This is a genomic window from Lunatimonas sp., assembly GCF_020832325.1.
Lineage (GTDB): Bacteria > Bacteroidota > Bacteroidia > Cytophagales > Cyclobacteriaceae > Lunatimonas.
In genome coordinates, this window is sequence record NZ_JAFIEU010000051.1 from 256,324 (window position 1) to 271,395 (window position 15,072).

Annotated in this window: 15 protein-coding genes; all 15 read left to right on the plus strand. The window is 46.7% G+C overall.

From position 1 onward, the window contains the following. The first annotated feature begins 10 nt into the window (after positions 1-10). Positions 11-1,528: a glycosyltransferase family 39 protein gene (locus JJU34_RS21175; RefSeq protein WP_228694428.1), complete on the plus strand. Its 1,518-nt coding sequence runs from the start codon at positions 11-13 to the stop codon at positions 1,526-1,528. A 124-nt stretch (positions 1,529-1,652) separates the two neighbouring features. Further along, complete coding sequence (gene aroQ, locus JJU34_RS21180; protein WP_228694429.1) at positions 1,653-2,084, plus strand: type II 3-dehydroquinate dehydratase; 432 nt, start codon at positions 1,653-1,655, stop codon at positions 2,082-2,084. A 4-nt stretch (positions 2,085-2,088) separates the two neighbouring features. Further along, positions 2,089-3,153 carry an aminotransferase class V-fold PLP-dependent enzyme gene (locus JJU34_RS21185; protein WP_228694430.1) on the plus strand — a complete coding sequence of 355 codons (1,065 nt, stop codon included), beginning with the start codon at positions 2,089-2,091 and terminating at the stop codon, positions 3,151-3,153. 64 nt (positions 3,154-3,217) lie between these two features. Further along, a complete protein-coding gene (locus JJU34_RS21190) occupies positions 3,218-3,793 on the plus strand; it encodes a MarC family protein (RefSeq protein WP_228694431.1) in 576 nt (191 codons plus the stop codon). 58 nt (positions 3,794-3,851) lie between these two features. Next, positions 3,852-4,319 (plus strand): ribonuclease HI, encoded by a 468-nt coding sequence (gene rnhA, locus JJU34_RS21195; protein WP_228694432.1) that lies wholly within the window; start codon positions 3,852-3,854, stop codon positions 4,317-4,319. A gap of 2 nt (positions 4,320-4,321) precedes the next feature. After that, positions 4,322-5,041, plus strand: a complete 720-nt coding sequence (locus JJU34_RS21200; RefSeq protein ID WP_228694433.1) for a methyltransferase — start codon at positions 4,322-4,324, stop codon at positions 5,039-5,041. Between the two features lie 101 nt (positions 5,042-5,142). Continuing rightward, on the plus strand, positions 5,143-6,108 hold the full coding sequence (locus JJU34_RS21205) for a bestrophin family ion channel (protein ID WP_228694434.1): 966 nt from the start codon (positions 5,143-5,145) through the stop codon (positions 6,106-6,108). A gap of 98 nt (positions 6,109-6,206) precedes the next feature. Continuing rightward, positions 6,207-7,079, plus strand: coding sequence for a geranylgeranylglycerol-phosphate geranylgeranyltransferase (locus JJU34_RS21210; protein ID WP_228694435.1), 873 nt, complete (start codon positions 6,207-6,209; stop codon positions 7,077-7,079). A gap of 94 nt (positions 7,080-7,173) precedes the next feature. Then, positions 7,174-7,731, plus strand: coding sequence for a phosphoribosylglycinamide formyltransferase (purN, locus tag JJU34_RS21215; RefSeq protein WP_228694436.1), 558 nt, complete (start codon positions 7,174-7,176; stop codon positions 7,729-7,731). 71 nt (positions 7,732-7,802) lie between these two features. Continuing rightward, entirely contained in the window at positions 7,803-9,329 is a 1,527-nt protein-coding gene (purH, locus tag JJU34_RS21220) for a bifunctional phosphoribosylaminoimidazolecarboxamide formyltransferase/IMP cyclohydrolase (protein ID WP_228694437.1), read from the plus strand. Between the two features lie 200 nt (positions 9,330-9,529). Continuing rightward, positions 9,530-10,558 carry a rod shape-determining protein gene (locus JJU34_RS21225; protein ID WP_228694438.1) on the plus strand — a complete coding sequence of 343 codons (1,029 nt, stop codon included), beginning with the start codon at positions 9,530-9,532 and terminating at the stop codon, positions 10,556-10,558. 7 nt (positions 10,559-10,565) lie between these two features. Continuing rightward, positions 10,566-11,405 (plus strand): rod shape-determining protein MreC, encoded by an 840-nt coding sequence (gene mreC, locus JJU34_RS21230; protein WP_228694439.1) that lies wholly within the window; start codon positions 10,566-10,568, stop codon positions 11,403-11,405. Continuing rightward, positions 11,395-11,916: a rod shape-determining protein MreD gene (locus tag JJU34_RS21235; RefSeq protein ID WP_228694440.1), complete on the plus strand. Its 522-nt coding sequence runs from the start codon at positions 11,395-11,397 to the stop codon at positions 11,914-11,916. The genes mreC and JJU34_RS21235 overlap by 11 nt, the downstream gene beginning before the upstream one ends. Beyond that, complete coding sequence (gene mrdA, locus JJU34_RS21240; RefSeq protein WP_228694441.1) at positions 11,916-13,718, plus strand: penicillin-binding protein 2; 1,803 nt, start codon at positions 11,916-11,918, stop codon at positions 13,716-13,718. The genes JJU34_RS21235 and mrdA overlap by 1 nt, the downstream gene beginning before the upstream one ends. Before the next feature lies 1 nt (position 13,719). Further along, positions 13,720-14,994 (plus strand): rod shape-determining protein RodA, encoded by a 1,275-nt coding sequence (rodA, locus tag JJU34_RS21245; protein WP_228694442.1) that lies wholly within the window; start codon positions 13,720-13,722, stop codon positions 14,992-14,994. Positions 14,995-15,072 lie beyond the last annotated feature (78 nt).

A 15,072-nucleotide genomic window follows, 5' to 3' on the forward strand; every position in this document is an offset into this window, starting at 1 on the left:
ATAGGTTTTTATGAAAGATTTTAGGTCGAAGGAAATGGTTTACAGCCGCTTATTGTTCGTAGTGCTGGTCTTGGTGGTTCTGGCAAAGCTTTTTTTTACGCTGAGTAGTCCCCTCAGCTTGTTTTCGGAAGAGACACAATATTGGCTTTGGTCTAAGCACTTGGACTGGAATTATTATTCTAAGCCGCTGATGATTGCGGTTTACAACCGACTTGGTACCCTGCTGCTCGGTGATACCGAGATTGGGGTACGTTTGAGCGCTTGGATTTTTAGTTCGCTGGCAGCGTGGATGGTTTACAAGTTGTCGATGTATATGTTTGGAAAGCCCAAGTATGCATTTTTGGCAGCTATGATGGTTTTGGTGATGCCATTCTTTCATTTGGCGTCCCTGTTTCATACCACCGATTCCTCCTTGGTTTTTTTCTGGATACTTGCGCTATACCTTATTTGGCGGGCATTGGAGGAAGAAGGTACCTCCTTGTGGGTGGTAGCGGGGATAGCAACGGCACTTGGAATTCTTTCCAAAAACGTGATGGTTTTGATCATTCCAATTGTTTTTTTGTACTTGCTGATCACTCGCCCTCGGATTCTGAAGCAGAAGGTGTTTTACCTTTTTACTGCGGTTTCAGGACTATCGTTGGTTCCGGTGGTGATCTGGAACTTTCAGCATGATTTTGTTACCTTTCGGCATCTTGGGACTTTGGGGGGCGTGTCTGGTGGAGGCGGATTCGACTGGCAGGCAGCCTTTTCGTATACAGGGGAATATTTGGGCGGCCAAATGGCAGCGGTTTCACTATTTTTTATTCCGCTTTTGTGGCTGAGTATCCGGCGTTGGCAATCTCACCGTGAGCAGGCGGTGCTTTTTCTGCTTTTGCCGGCGGTGCTGATTTGGATGATGTTTATTGGTATTTCACTAGTGAAGCGGGTTGAAATCAATTGGCCGGCATTTGCCTACGTCTCTTTGCCTGTTGCCATGGCACAGGTAGTTAGCCTATATACTTCATGGAAGCGGTATGCTTGGATAGCCGTGGGGATTTCCGGAATGCTGTTGGCAGCGATTATGTATCCGGCCCCATTGGACGCGATAGGGTTCAAGAAGGTGCTCAAACCTCAGAAAGATCCCTTCTTTCGAATGGCTGGCTACCGGGAGCTGGCTGATAGGGTAGACTTTCTAATCGATTCACTCGAGCTAGAAAGGCATTTTGTGTTTAGCGATTCCTATCACGTCGCCTCGGAACTGGCGTTTTACATGGATGGAAACCCTCAAACATACAATCCCAACCTTGGCAGAAGAATGAACCAATTCGATCTATGGCCTGGCTTGGAGCAATTCGAGCAGCAGGGGTTCGATGGCGTTTTTGTCCGTTGGGGGGAGGGAGAAAGTCCCATTGTCAACAATGCCTTTGATTCCTTGATATACCAAGAGACAAGGTATGGGTACTTGCGGGGTGAACCGGTGCTGACTTTTCAAATCCAGGTGCATACTGGATTCCAAAAGATGCAGGAGGTGGATACTGGAGCCTATTGATCGTGCGGTTTCCTATCGGGTGGCATACCCAGAGAATTGCCAAAAAAGAATTTCAATACTTCTTGCGTTCTGCTTCTTATGCGTAACTTTGGCACCTGAAATTGACTACCAAAATCCAAGCAAATTGAAACTAATCATCATCAACGGGCCAAACTTGAACCTCTTGGGCAAGCGGGAACCGGAAATTTATGGAAGTCGTACCTTTGAGGAGTTTTTTGACACCCTGGTCCAAAAATATCCAGAGCTCACATTGGAGTATTTTCAGCACAATGTGGAAGGTGAGATCGTCAACAAAATCCACGAGGTGGGATTTTCCTTCGATGGGATTCTATTGAATGCGGGGGCCTATACCCATACCTCCGTGGCCATTTCCGATGCAATAGCCGGTGTAACCACTCCCGTGGTGGAGGTGCATATTTCCAACATTTACAAACGGGAGGAGTTCAGGCACAAAAGTATCATTTCCAAGGAATGCATCGGAATGATCGCAGGTTTAGGCCTGGATGGGTACGATCTGGGTATTCAGTATTTTCTTTCTAAAAACAAGCAAGCATAAACGCATGGCCAACCTTACATTTGCTCCCGGTCCATCCAAGGTATACGACAAGCTGAGCCGCTATTTTCAAGACGCTTTCGATCAGGGGATTTTAAGCGCCAATCACCGCAGTGCGGTATTTATGGATTTGTACAAGGAAACGGAACGGCTTTTCAAGGAAAAGCTGGAGGTTCCTGCTGATTACCGCTTATTATTTACGTCCAGCGCCACAGAGAATTGGGAAATCATCACACAATCCATCGTTCAGGGCCATTCGTATCACATTTATTCTGGATCATTTGGGAAGAAGTGGTTTGGGTTTGCCCAGCACATCCTTCCTAAAACTACCGCCTTGGTCCTGGATAAGAACCAAGAAATCCAAGTCGATGCGTTGGATATTGACACAGAAGCTGATCTGATCGCTATTACTCAAAACGAAACCTCGAATGCTACACAGGTTCGAAATGAGACGATTTCTGCGCTGGGCACTAGGTTTCCGGACAAAATGATTGCCGTAGACACCACCTCTTCTATGGCAGGGATTTACCTCGATTTTCGTGCGGCAGACATATGGTATTCATCGGTGCAGAAATGCTTTGGCATGCCTGCTGGTTTGGGGTTGTTGGTACTATCTCCCCGTGCTGTTGCAAAAGTAAAGGCGAAGGGAGAACAGGGACGCTACAATAGCCTTAGCTTTATGCTGGAGAATGCAGATAGTTACCAGACACACTATACGCCCAACGTATTGGCGATCTACCTGTTAAATAGGGTGTTGACAGATATGCCTTCGATAGCAGAGACTCAGGATAAGACAGAAACTCGCATGCGTAAGCTGGAATCGGTGGTGGCGTCCTCTCAATCGCTGGGTTTTTTAGTTTCCAATGCTGCTACCAGAAGTAGGACGGTGTTAGGGGTGTCAGGTGAAGAGGCATTTATCAAGGAGATCAAGCAGGCTGCAGAGGCGCAGGGCATGACCCTCGGGGGCGGCTACGGCCCGTTGAAAGCCACTAGTTTTCGTATTGCGAATTTTCCGGCCATTACCGATGCGGAATTCGAAAAGCTGGTGGATTTTCTGGCTTCCTACCCCTAAGGAGACAGACCGAACAGCTTTTGATTATGCCGTGGAAGGAATTCTTAAATAGAACGTTTGACCTATGTTTGATTTCAAGGAAATACTATCTGTGACGTTGATTCTTTTTTCGGTGATCGATATTTTGGGGTCTATTCCCATTATCATCAATTTGAGAAAAAAGGTAGGTCACATACAGTCTGAGAAAGCGACGATCGCTGCTGGGGTACTCATGGTATTGTTTTTGGTGTTGGGGAAGTCGATTTTGAATTTGTTTGGCATCGGCGTGGAGGATTTTGCCATCGCGGGGGCGCTGATCATTTTTGCTTTGGGTGCAGAGATGATTCTGGGTATCGAAATCTTCAAGCCGGACACTTCTGCCAGTCCCACGAGTACGTCCATCGTTCCCATTGCGTTCCCGCTGATCGCCGGTGCGGGCACCCTGACCACCATACTGACCCTGAAGTCAGAATACACACAGGCGAATATAGCGGTCGGTATCGTCCTAAATTTGGTAATCGTATATGCTGTGTTGAAAAGCACCAATTGGCTAGAGCGTAAGTTGGGTCAGACGGGGCTGGACGTGCTGCGGAGGATTTTTGGAATCATTCTATTGTCTATTGCGATTAAGATCTTCAAGTCCAACGTGTTTGCCGGGTAGCAGTTTCCGAGCCGTGGTGCAGCAACCGTATCCATTATTTTTTGCTTATTTTTGACGGATGATTGTCATATATACCGACGGAGCGGCAAAAGGTAATCCCGGAAACGGGGGATACGGGGTTGTCCTGCTCTATAAAAATCACCGAAAGGAACTTTCCGAAGGATTTCGTCTCACTACCAATAACCGCATGGAACTTTTGGCCGTAATCAAGGGCTTGGAGGAACTGAAAGTGACAGGGCTTCCTGTTACGATTTTTTCCGATAGCAAATACGTGGTAGATTCCGTGGAAAAAGGCTGGTTGTGGAACTGGCAAAAGAAGGGTTTTAAGGATAAAAAGAATGTAGATCTCTGGAAGCGTTATATCCCACTTCACTTAAAGTACAAGCCATCCTACCGCTGGGTCAAAGGGCATGCCGGCAACCGGGAAAATGAACGCTGCGACCAACTGGCGGTAGCTGCCGCCGAGGCGTTGGATCTACAAGTTGACCAAGGATATGAAAATCAACCCTCCGGGGGTATCTTTTAAGGATGAGTAACTCCTATTTTCGATTTAAGCGGTTTACCATCCATCAAGACCGATGTGCTATGAAGGTCAGTACCGATGCAGCCGTTCTTGGGGCACTTGCCGAGGCCCATACTCCGCGGAGAATCTTAGATATAGGTACGGGTACCGGTGTGTTGGCGCTGATGTTGGCCCAGCGCTATGATCAAGCCAATGTCATGGCGATTGAGATAGAGACCGAAGCTTCGGATCAGGCCCTGGCAAATGTGTCGGAAAGTCCATGGTCCGATAGGGTACAGGTGAAGCATGGGTCTTTTCAGGAGTTTTGTGCCGAGGAGCCAGTGAAATTTGATTTGATCGTAAGCAATCCACCCTATTACACTGCCCATTTGGCCTCTTCGGATGGAAAGAAAAACACCGCTCTGCACCAAGATTCGCTATCCTTTTTTGAATTAGCTCGGGGGGTACATGCGCTGCTTGCGGATGATGGTGCTTTTTGGCTCATTCTTCCACCTAGGCAAATGAAAGAATTTGAAGCTGTCGCTACTGATGTTGGATTGTGGGGAATGGCCAAAGTTCGGGTGTATGACAGAGAGGGCAAGCCTGTGCTACGGGAAGTGCAGAGCTTTAGTCACCGGCCTAATGCAGGTGATATCCCTGTACAAACGCTGTTGATAAAGGATGTCGATGGACAGTATTCTCTTGCCTATAAAACATTGCTACAGGCATATTTCCTGCATTTTTAGTTGCGCTCAGGAGGGACTATCTGGCCCTTTTTTTGACTACAAATTCGCACATTCTTTTAAAACCGGTTATATTCCCTTAATTTTAATTCAATTGCATAACTATGATAGTAAGAAGGAATTTACGGTTTATCCATATTCTGCATTACACGTGGGGACAAATCTTGTACTATATCCTTTGGTCTACGGTGGTGGTGATTCTCCACGAATATGTGGATGCTGTTGATTTTGATATCCCATCCTATACCATTGCTGCTTTGGGCACCGCCCTGGCGATTTTTTTAGGGTTTAAAAATGACCATGCGTACGACCGCTGGTGGGAAGCCCGGAAGATATGGGGGCTGATGGTCAATTACAGCCGTGCGTGGACCCGACAGGTCACTACGCTCATCATGGCGTCTAAACCGGAGGATGCTGATGCTGTTCGGGAACTGCAAAAGACCATGGTGTACCGGCATTTGGCATTTGTGAATACACTCCGGGTCTTTTTGAGAAAGAAGCTTTCCTACAATGAGACACCGGTAACAGAACTGGTGGAAGAGGCCAATACATACAAAGATGCCAGACCTTTTCTGTTTCCAAATGAGTACAAAGAAGTGATTTCAAAGGACAATCCCCCCAATTTTTTACTGCAACGTCAAGGCGAAGATTTGGCCTATGCCTTTCGCAAAGGCTGGTTGAGCGATTACAGGATGTTAAAAATGGAGGAGACTTTGGTGGATTTCAATGATATACAGGGAAAGAGTGAGCGGATCAAGAATACCCCGATGCCGAGGCAGTACACGTTTTTCTCACGGGTTTTTGTGGTCATTCACTGTACGTTGTTGCCCATGGTATTTGTAGCGGATCTGGGATGGAAGGCCATACCGGTTTCTGTGATCGTGTCTTTTGTCTTTCTGGCACTGGATATGATCGGAGAGCGTACAGAAGATCCCTTCGAGAATAGGTTGGAAGATACGCCGATGACGGCCTTGAGCCTGACAATCGAGACAAACCTACGGGAGCAACTGAAAGAAGGCAAGGAGAGGTTTCCAGAAAAATATAGTGCGGAGCGGGGCGTAGTACTGTAGGTCCTTTGTTGGTTTTTTTCGGGAGGGCTACACCAGGTTAATTTGGGATCTGGAAAAGATTCAGTCTGATATCCACGCTTTTATTTTACATTTGCGTCATGAATCAGGCGCAAGCGTCCCCTATATTTACTTTTGGTGGGTTTTTTAAAATCATCCGTCCAAACAACCTGCTTATGGTTGCTTTTGTGCAGCTTATGACGGCCTATTTTTTAGTCGGGGAAACACCGCTTGGAATTCCCGTTTTACAGGATTTCAAACTTTATCTTTTGGTGGTTTCTACTGTGATACTTACTGCTTCGGGGTATATGATCAACGACTATTACGATGTAAAGATTGACTATGTGAACCGTCCACATGAAGTCGTGGTAGGCAGGGGCATGAAGCGCCGAATGGTGATGACCTTGCATACGGTCATGAACTTCGTGGGCATTTCCTTAGGGATCTGGGTGGCTCCCCGAGTGGGTGTGGTTACGTTTTTCGCTGCATTTTTGCTCTGGCTGTACAGTAATTCACTAAAGCGGCTACCGTTTGTTGGTAATATGACAGTGGCTGGATTGACCGCCTTATCCGTTTGGATTATTGGATACTACTACCAACGATCTGAGCTGATCATCTTTGCGTATGCCATTTTCGCCTTTTTTATCAACCTCATCCGCGAAATCATCAAAGACATTGAGGATCGACAGGGCGATAGAAAACACGGATGTAAAACGCTCCCCATCGTTATTGGCTTTCGCGGCACAAAGAAGGTCATATTTGGCATAGCAGCGATTTTTGTCATCGCCATTTTGACGGTCACTTTCCGGATTGGTGATCCGGGGCTTCTGGTTTATTTCGGCATTTTGGGAGTGTTCTTTGTCTTTTTTTTAAGCCGGATCTATGTAGCAGACCGAAAGGCCCACTTTACCCGTCTGAGCCAACTCGCAAAACTTTTGATGTTGATAGGGGCGATCAGTATGGTGTTCGTTTGAAAACTAGCTGGTTAACTTCGAAAAAGCGGGTTAAAAAATTGATTTTTTAACATTTTCCGTACTTTTACAGCCCCAACCTTAATCCCCCCTTACGTTGAAAAAAATAGCCATATTAGCATCAGGAAACGGCACCAACGCTGAAGCGATCATCAGACATTTTCATTCCGTGCCCCATGCGAAGGTTACTCTCATTGGATCCAACAAGGAAGAGGCCTATGTCTTAGAAAGAGCGAAAAATCATCAAATACAGTCCTTTACCTTTTCAAAAAAGGAGCTGGACAATGGGTCTGTCAAGGCCCTACTCTTGTTGAAAGGCATCGACCTAGTGGTATTGGCGGGATTTATGATGAAGATACCCGAAAACATCATCGATGCTTTCCCAAGAGCGATTGTGAATATACATCCGGCATTGCTACCCAAGTATGGTGGCAAGGGCATGTATGGTATGCATGTACATACCGCGGTGAAGGCAGCGGGAGACACGGAAACCGGCATCACGATACATTGGGTAAACGAACACTACGATGAAGGAGAGATCATTTTGCAGGAAAAGGTAGCGATAGCGGACAGCGACACACCCGAGCAGATCGCAGAAAAGGTGCATGAGTTGGAATATAAATACTATCCAAAAGTGATAGAAAGCCTGATTTAATAAACTGATTTCCCTACCTTTGCGCTCTAAATGCAATTCACGAGCAAAATTTAATCCATAAATACAGCGTCATGGCCGTCAAGAAAATCCAGTCAGCATTAATTTCGGTATTTTACAAAGATAATCTTGAACCTATCATTTCTTTATTGAAGAAACATGGAGTGAAGATATATTCCACGGGCGGTACCCAAAAGTTTATCGAAGAGCAGGGGGGCACTGTCATACCGGTTGAAGAGTTGACAGGATATCCTTCTATTTTTGGCGGTCGGGTGAAGACACTTCATCCAAAGGTGTTCGGTGGGATTTTGCATCGCCGGGATGATGAGGGAGATGTTTCTCAGGCGGCGGAATATGACATTCCCGAAATTGACCTGGTAATTGTTGACTTGTATCCTTTTGAAGAAACGGTTGCGTCCGGAGCGAGTGAAGCCGACGTAATAGAAAAAATCGACATTGGTGGGATATCGTTGATCCGTGCTGCGGCCAAAAACTTCCAAGATGTAGTGATAGTCGCGTCAAAGGATCAATACGGCGAGCTACAGGTACTGCTGGAACAAAACGATGGAGCGACCACCTTGGAGAATAGAAGGTACTTCGCCGCCCAGGCATTTAAAGTGTCATCCCATTACGATACCCACATTTTCCGATACTTCAATCAGGCGGAGGAGATACCAGCGCTGAAAATTAGCGAGACTCATGCTACCTCGCTCCGTTACGGTGAAAATCCCCATCAGAAGGCAGCGTTTTACGGAAAGTTAACCGATCTTTTTGATCAACTCAATGGCAAAGAGCTTTCATTCAATAACTTAGTGGATGTCGATGCCGCGGTGTCCCTGATTGAGGAGTTTGAGGGAGAGACGGCCTTTGCCATTCTAAAACATACCAATGCCTGTGGTGTGGCGGTAGCCTCCTCTGTGGCGGAGGCCTATGAAATGGCGTTTGCGGCAGATACGGTTTCCGCATTTGGCGGTGTACTGGTGACCAATCAGGCAGTAGATCTGGCTGCGGCGGAGGCGATGAAAGGACTATTCTTTGAGGTGTTGATAGCTCCTGAGTTTGCAGACGATGCTTTGGAGCTGTTGAAAGCTAAAAAGAACCGGATTTTGCTGAGACAGAAAATGCGCCTCTCCGGAACGGATCAGGTCAAGACGCTATTGAATGGTTTTGTGGTGCAGGACAGGGATCTGCGTACAGAAGGAAAACAAGACTTTAAAGTGGTTACCAAGGTGGCACCCTCCGAGGTGGAAATGGATGCCCTAGCATTTGCGCTGAAGGTATGTAAGCACACCAAGTCAAATACGATCGTATTGAGTAATCAAAACCAACTTTTTGCGAGCGGAGTAGGTCAGACATCCCGGGTGGACGCGCTACGTCAGGCCATCGAAAAGGCAGCTTCTTTTGGGTTTGACCTGAAAGGAGCCGTAATGGCGTCGGATGCTTTTTTCCCTTTTCCGGACTGTGTGGAAATTGCTGATCAGGCCGGCATTACGGCAGTGGTGCAGCCAGGCGGATCTATTAAGGATCAGGATAGTATCGATTATTGCGACGCACACGGAATGAGTATGGTGATGACAGGTGTACGACATTTCAAACACTAAGGCTTTCTAGCCCCAATAGGGGAGAAAATACTCGGACGACGGGAATAGCCATTGATTGATTTTCGTCGTCCTACTATTTGGACCCCTTTCAGGTGCAGCCAATAAGTGAGGACATAAATTTGTCCTTTTTTGCGTTATATAGAAACGAATAGTACTAACTTTATCACATCAAACTAACCGAATACTAAGAGACTGACAACATGGGATTATTTGACTTTTTCTCCAGTGATATAGCCATAGATTTAGGGACTGCAAATACGCTAATCATACATAAAGAGAAAATCGTGGTAGATGAACCTTCCATCATCGCTATCGACAAAACCAATAACCGGGTACTCGCCGTGGGAACAGAGGCAATGAACATGCACGAAAAGACCCACGAGAATATCAAGACGATCCGTCCACTAAAGGACGGGGTGATCGCAGACTTCTACGCTGCCGAGCAGATGATCCGCGGGATGATCAAGATGATCCCCGGGCATAAAAAAGGCCTTTTCCCCCAGTCCCATCGAATGGTAATCTGCATCCCATCCGGTATTACAGAGGTGGAAAAAAGAGCGGTTAGAGATTCCGCAGAGCACGCTGGAGCCAAAGAAGTGTACATGATCTTCGAACCCATCGCGGCGGCGATAGGGATCGATATCGACATCGAAAAGCCCGTGGGCTCCATGATCGTGGATATAGGCGGTGGAACAACCGAGATTGCATTGATTGCGCTTTCAGGTATTGTGGCCGACCAATCTATACGGGTAGCAGGGGATACCTTTACCAAAGATATACTGGATTACATGAGGCGTCAGCACAATCTGCTGATCGGAGAGCGTTCTGCTGAAAAGGTAAAAATCGCTATCGGCTCCGCACTGACCGAGTTGGAGGATGCTCCTGAGGACTACGAAATACGGGGGCGTGACCTGATGACCGGCATACCCAAGGTAATCAAGGTGTCTTATTCCGAGATAGCTTTTGCGTTGGACAAGTCAGTATCTAAGATCGAAGAAGCGGTGTTGAAGGCGTTGGAAATTGCGCCGCCGGAGTTGTCGGCTGACATTTATGATAACGGTATTCACCTTACGGGAGGTGGGGCCCTACTGAAAGGTCTGGACAAACGACTGCATCAGAAGACCAAGCTTCCCATACACATCGCAGAGGATCCCCTCAGGGCGGTGGTAAGAGGTACAGGCAAAGCCCTAAAAAACCTGAATGCTTACAGAACCGTGCTGATGTCCTGATGAATGCATGCGACGAATATTACTCTTTCTATACAGCCTCCGGGCGTTTATCTTATTCGTTTTTCTGGAGTTTGTCGCTATCTGGCTGATCGTAAACAACCACTCTCGGCAAGGAGCGGTTTTTTTGAATAGTTCTGGCCAGGTGACAGGAACCCTGCTGAATACGAAAAACAATTTTCTGGAGTACTTTTACCTAGGTTCCATCAACGAGGCACTGTCGGAAAAGAATGCGCGTCTGCTGAAGAAGCTGGAGTATACTATGCCGCTTCAGGATACCGTATTCTTTGAGCTGGATTCGTCTTTTGCACACAGTTTTGATTTTTGGTCGGCCAAGGTAATCAACAATTCGTTGCACCTAAACCAGAATTACATCACACTAAATAAGGGACGTAATCAAGGCCTTCGGGTCGGTATGGGGGTGTTTAACGAACAGGGAGTTATTGGAAGGGTTAATGGGATTTCGGGCAATTTTTCCACCGTGATATCCCTGCTGCATACAGATTTACTGATTTCTTCCAAGATCAAGCGAACCGACGTATTTGGTAGCACCAATTGGGACGGAGTTAATCCCCAACGTGCCAAGCTCCTGTATGTGCCCAGGCACGTAGAGGTCGAAGTGGGGGATACGGTGGTTACTTCCGGGTTTAATGCGACCTTTCCGGAAGGTATTCCGATCGGGGTGATCACGCAGGTGGCCTCTGGTTCGGAGACCAACTACTTGGACATATTTCTGGAGTTTACCACCGATTTTTCCCGACTTTCCTATGTGTATTTGGTCGAAAATACCATGCGGGAGGAGCTAGATTCCTTACATCGTCAACAAAATACACAAACAGATGACCGGTAGCATTATCCTTAGAGCCGTTTTTGGACTGGTGCTGTATTTTTTGGTACAGGTCTTTGTGCTGAAGGACATTGTATTGTTCGGTGAAGCTTTCTGCTTCTTGTATTTGTTTGCGCTGCTATTGCTTCCTTTGGAAGTAAAGACGATTCCGTTGATGCTGATGGCGTTTTTGTTTGGTTTGGGCATTGATGCGTTTTACGATACCACGGGCATGCATGCCGCCAGTTTGGTGTTGATCACGTTTATTAGAAGCGCTTGGGTCAATGCCAACACGCCTAGAGGTGGGTACGAGGAGAATGTGCCCCCCACTGTGTTGAATATGGGACTGATTTGGTTTACCGCTTATGCGTTGCCGTTGGTGTTGCTTCACCATCTGGTATTTTTTTATATCGATATGGCAGGAATAGAAACCATCAAGCCACTTGTTACAAAAGTATTGAGCAGTACATTTTTTACCTTTATATTCGGTCTGATTGTTCAGTTGTTGTTTTACCAGAGAAAGAGAGGGATTTAATGAGAAACCAAAGGCCTTTTGTCATCGGCGTAGTGATCGTGCTGGTAGGGCTGGTATTGCTCACTAAGTTGTTTCTTATTCAGGTAACCGACGATTCTTATATCCGGAAAGCGGAACGAAACGCCATACAACGGATCGTGGATCACCCTTATCGCGGTTTGATCTACGATAGAAACAACCGGCTCCTGGTTTTCAACAACCCGATTTTTGACCTGATGGTAATCCCGAAGGAGTTTGCGGTAAGGGATACCCTTCAGTTTTGTGAATTTTTCAACATCCCGAAAGAAACGCTAATTGAAAACCTTCAAGCTGCTAAAACCTATTCTTGGGTGAAGCCTTCCCCTTTGATCCGACAGATATCCATTGAGGATTTTGCTAGGATTCAGGACTACCTGATTGATTATCGCGGTGTGTTTGTGATGAGTAGAGCTGTAAGGTCTTACCCCCAACCCAGTGCGGCTAACGCCTTGGGATATATTGGAGAAATTAGTGCTGCACAGTTGGAGCGTGAAGGAAACAGCTATTACCGACAGGGAGATTACGTAGGCTTAAGTGGCTTGGAGGCTTATTACGAACCCGAGCTTCGTGGACGTAAGGGGGTGAAATACCGCATGGTGAACGTACGAGGAGTCGACAAGGGCCCCTTCAAGGAAGGCGAATTGGACACCCTATCCATAGCTGGAAATAATCTGCAAAGTACCATTGACCTAGACCTCCAATTGTATGGGGAAATGCTGATGGCCGGTAAGCGCGGTTCGGTGGTGGCGATTGAACCAAAGACAGGGGAGATTCTATCGATCATTTCGGCTCCTTCCTACGATCCCAATATGCTGACCGGCTCTCGGTTTGGCGAAAATTACTCCAAGCTCAACCAAGATGGGAATAAGCCACTATTTAACAGGCCTATTATGGCCATGTACCCACCGGGCTCGATTTTTAAAATCGTGCAGTCACTCGTGGGCCTTCAAGAGGGTATTTTATCTCCAAACACCACTTTTTCATGTAACCGTTCGCTCGTAGCGTGCCACAACCATCCCAGTCCAGTAAACCTGTTTGGTGCCATCCGGAATTCATGCAATCCATACTACCACCAGGCATTTCGGATGATGATTAATAGGGAGGTTTCTTCGAATACGTTTCGGGACACGCAGATAGGGCTAGACAAATGGCGTGAGTCGGTGATGAAATTTGGTCTTGGGGATCGACTGGGAGTCGATATAAACGGCGAAAAAGGAGGGTCTATCCCGTCCAGTCAATTGTATAACCGTGTCTACGGAGACGGTCGTTGGAAGTATTCTACGATCTACTCCCTTTCTATCGGGCAGGGAGAGATGTTAGTCACCCCCTTGCAGATGGCCAATTTGGCGGCTATCTTCGCCAACAAAGGGCACTACTTTATTCCGCATCTAATCAAGGCCGTTGATGGAGACAGCACCCGGATTCCCGAAAAATTCCGGGAAAAGCAATATACTGGCGTAGATGAGCGCCATTTTGATCTTATTCAGGATGCCATGCAGGAAGCTCTATCCGGAACCGCTGCGCGTGCTATCGTCAGGGATATTGCCATCGCAGGCAAAACCGGTACGGCCCAAAACCCTAGTGGGGAGGATCATTCGGTTTTTATTGCCTTTGCCCCCAAAGAAGACCCGCAAATTGCCGTGGCAGTGTACGTGGAAAATGCCGGATGGGGTGGACGGGCCGCTGCCAGTACGGCCAGTTTGATGATCGAAAAATACTTAAGAGGGCACATTACCCGGCCGGCACTGGAGCAATACGTGTTGGAAGGAAATTTTATCTACTGAATTGAGAGGCAACGAACAGCTATTACGAAAACTTGATTGGCCCACGATAGGCCTTTATGCCCTGTTAGTTATGGTTGGCTGGATAAATATCTATGCAGCAGTATACGATGAACAACAGGTAAAAAGTATTTTCGACTTTTCTATCAATTCCGGCAAGCAGTTGGTTTGGATTGGTACGGCAGTGGTGCTGATCACTCTCATCTTGGTGGCTGATTACAGGTTGTTTGAAAACTTAAGCCTCATACTCTACGGGATTTTTGTTGTTATTCTGCTTTTGACGCCATTTATTGGTAAGGAGATCAATGGTCAGCGGGCATGGTTTGAAATTGGGGCTTTTCGACTCCAGCCGGCGGAGTTTGCGAAATTTGCCACGGCCCTAGCGCTTGCTAAGTTTATGGAAGCACCTACCTTTGACCTGACGCAGGGTAAGTTTCAGATCAGGGCATTGGCCATCATTGGTTTGCCGGTAGCCCTCATCATGCTTCAGCCGGATACCGGCACGGCCATGGTGTACAGTGCATTTTTGATCATGTTGTATCGAGAAGGGATGCCCCAGCGGTATTATATCCTAGCCATCAGTTTGTTAGTGATCACGCTCGCGGCCATAGCCGTGGAGAATAATCTCTACCTAGCAGCAGGCATTGTGGGCATGTTTGTACTGTTTTTTTTCTTAGGGAAGAAGAACTGGCAGCGCTTGGTGTCCCTTTTATTGCTATCCATAGCCTTTGTGGCGTATACCTACAGCATCGATTATGTGGTGGGAAAATTGCCTGAACACCAGCAAAACCGGATCATGGTACTATTTGATCCGGATATTGATCCTTTGGGAGTCGGGTGGAACGTGACGCAATCAAAAATAGCCATTGGCTCTGGAGGTTTGGTAGGGAAAGGCTACTTGGAAGGTACCCAAACTAAGTTTGACTTTGTGCCAGAGCAGCATACGGATTTTATTTTCTGTACGCTGGGTGAGGAGTTCGGATGGTTGGGAAGTTTGATGGTAATTGGCTTATTTGTAGGGTTATTGATACGCCTGGTGTTTTTGGCAGAGCGCCAGAAAACCCGCTTTTCGCGTGTGTATGGTTATTGTGTGGTGTCTATTCTGTTCTTTCATTTTGCGATTAATATTGCCATGACGGTGGGATTGTTTCCGGTAGTGGGTATCCCTTTACCTTTCTTCAGTTATGGTGGTTCTTCGCTCTGGTCATTCACCATATTGCTGTTTATCTTTTTGAAGCTTGATTCGCATCGAATTCAGATTTTGGGTAGATTATCTTAAGATTTCTTAAATTAGGATAAAATTTAATAACTTTTCTTCGCCCTGCGAGTATACCCAAACACATAGGGTAACTAAATT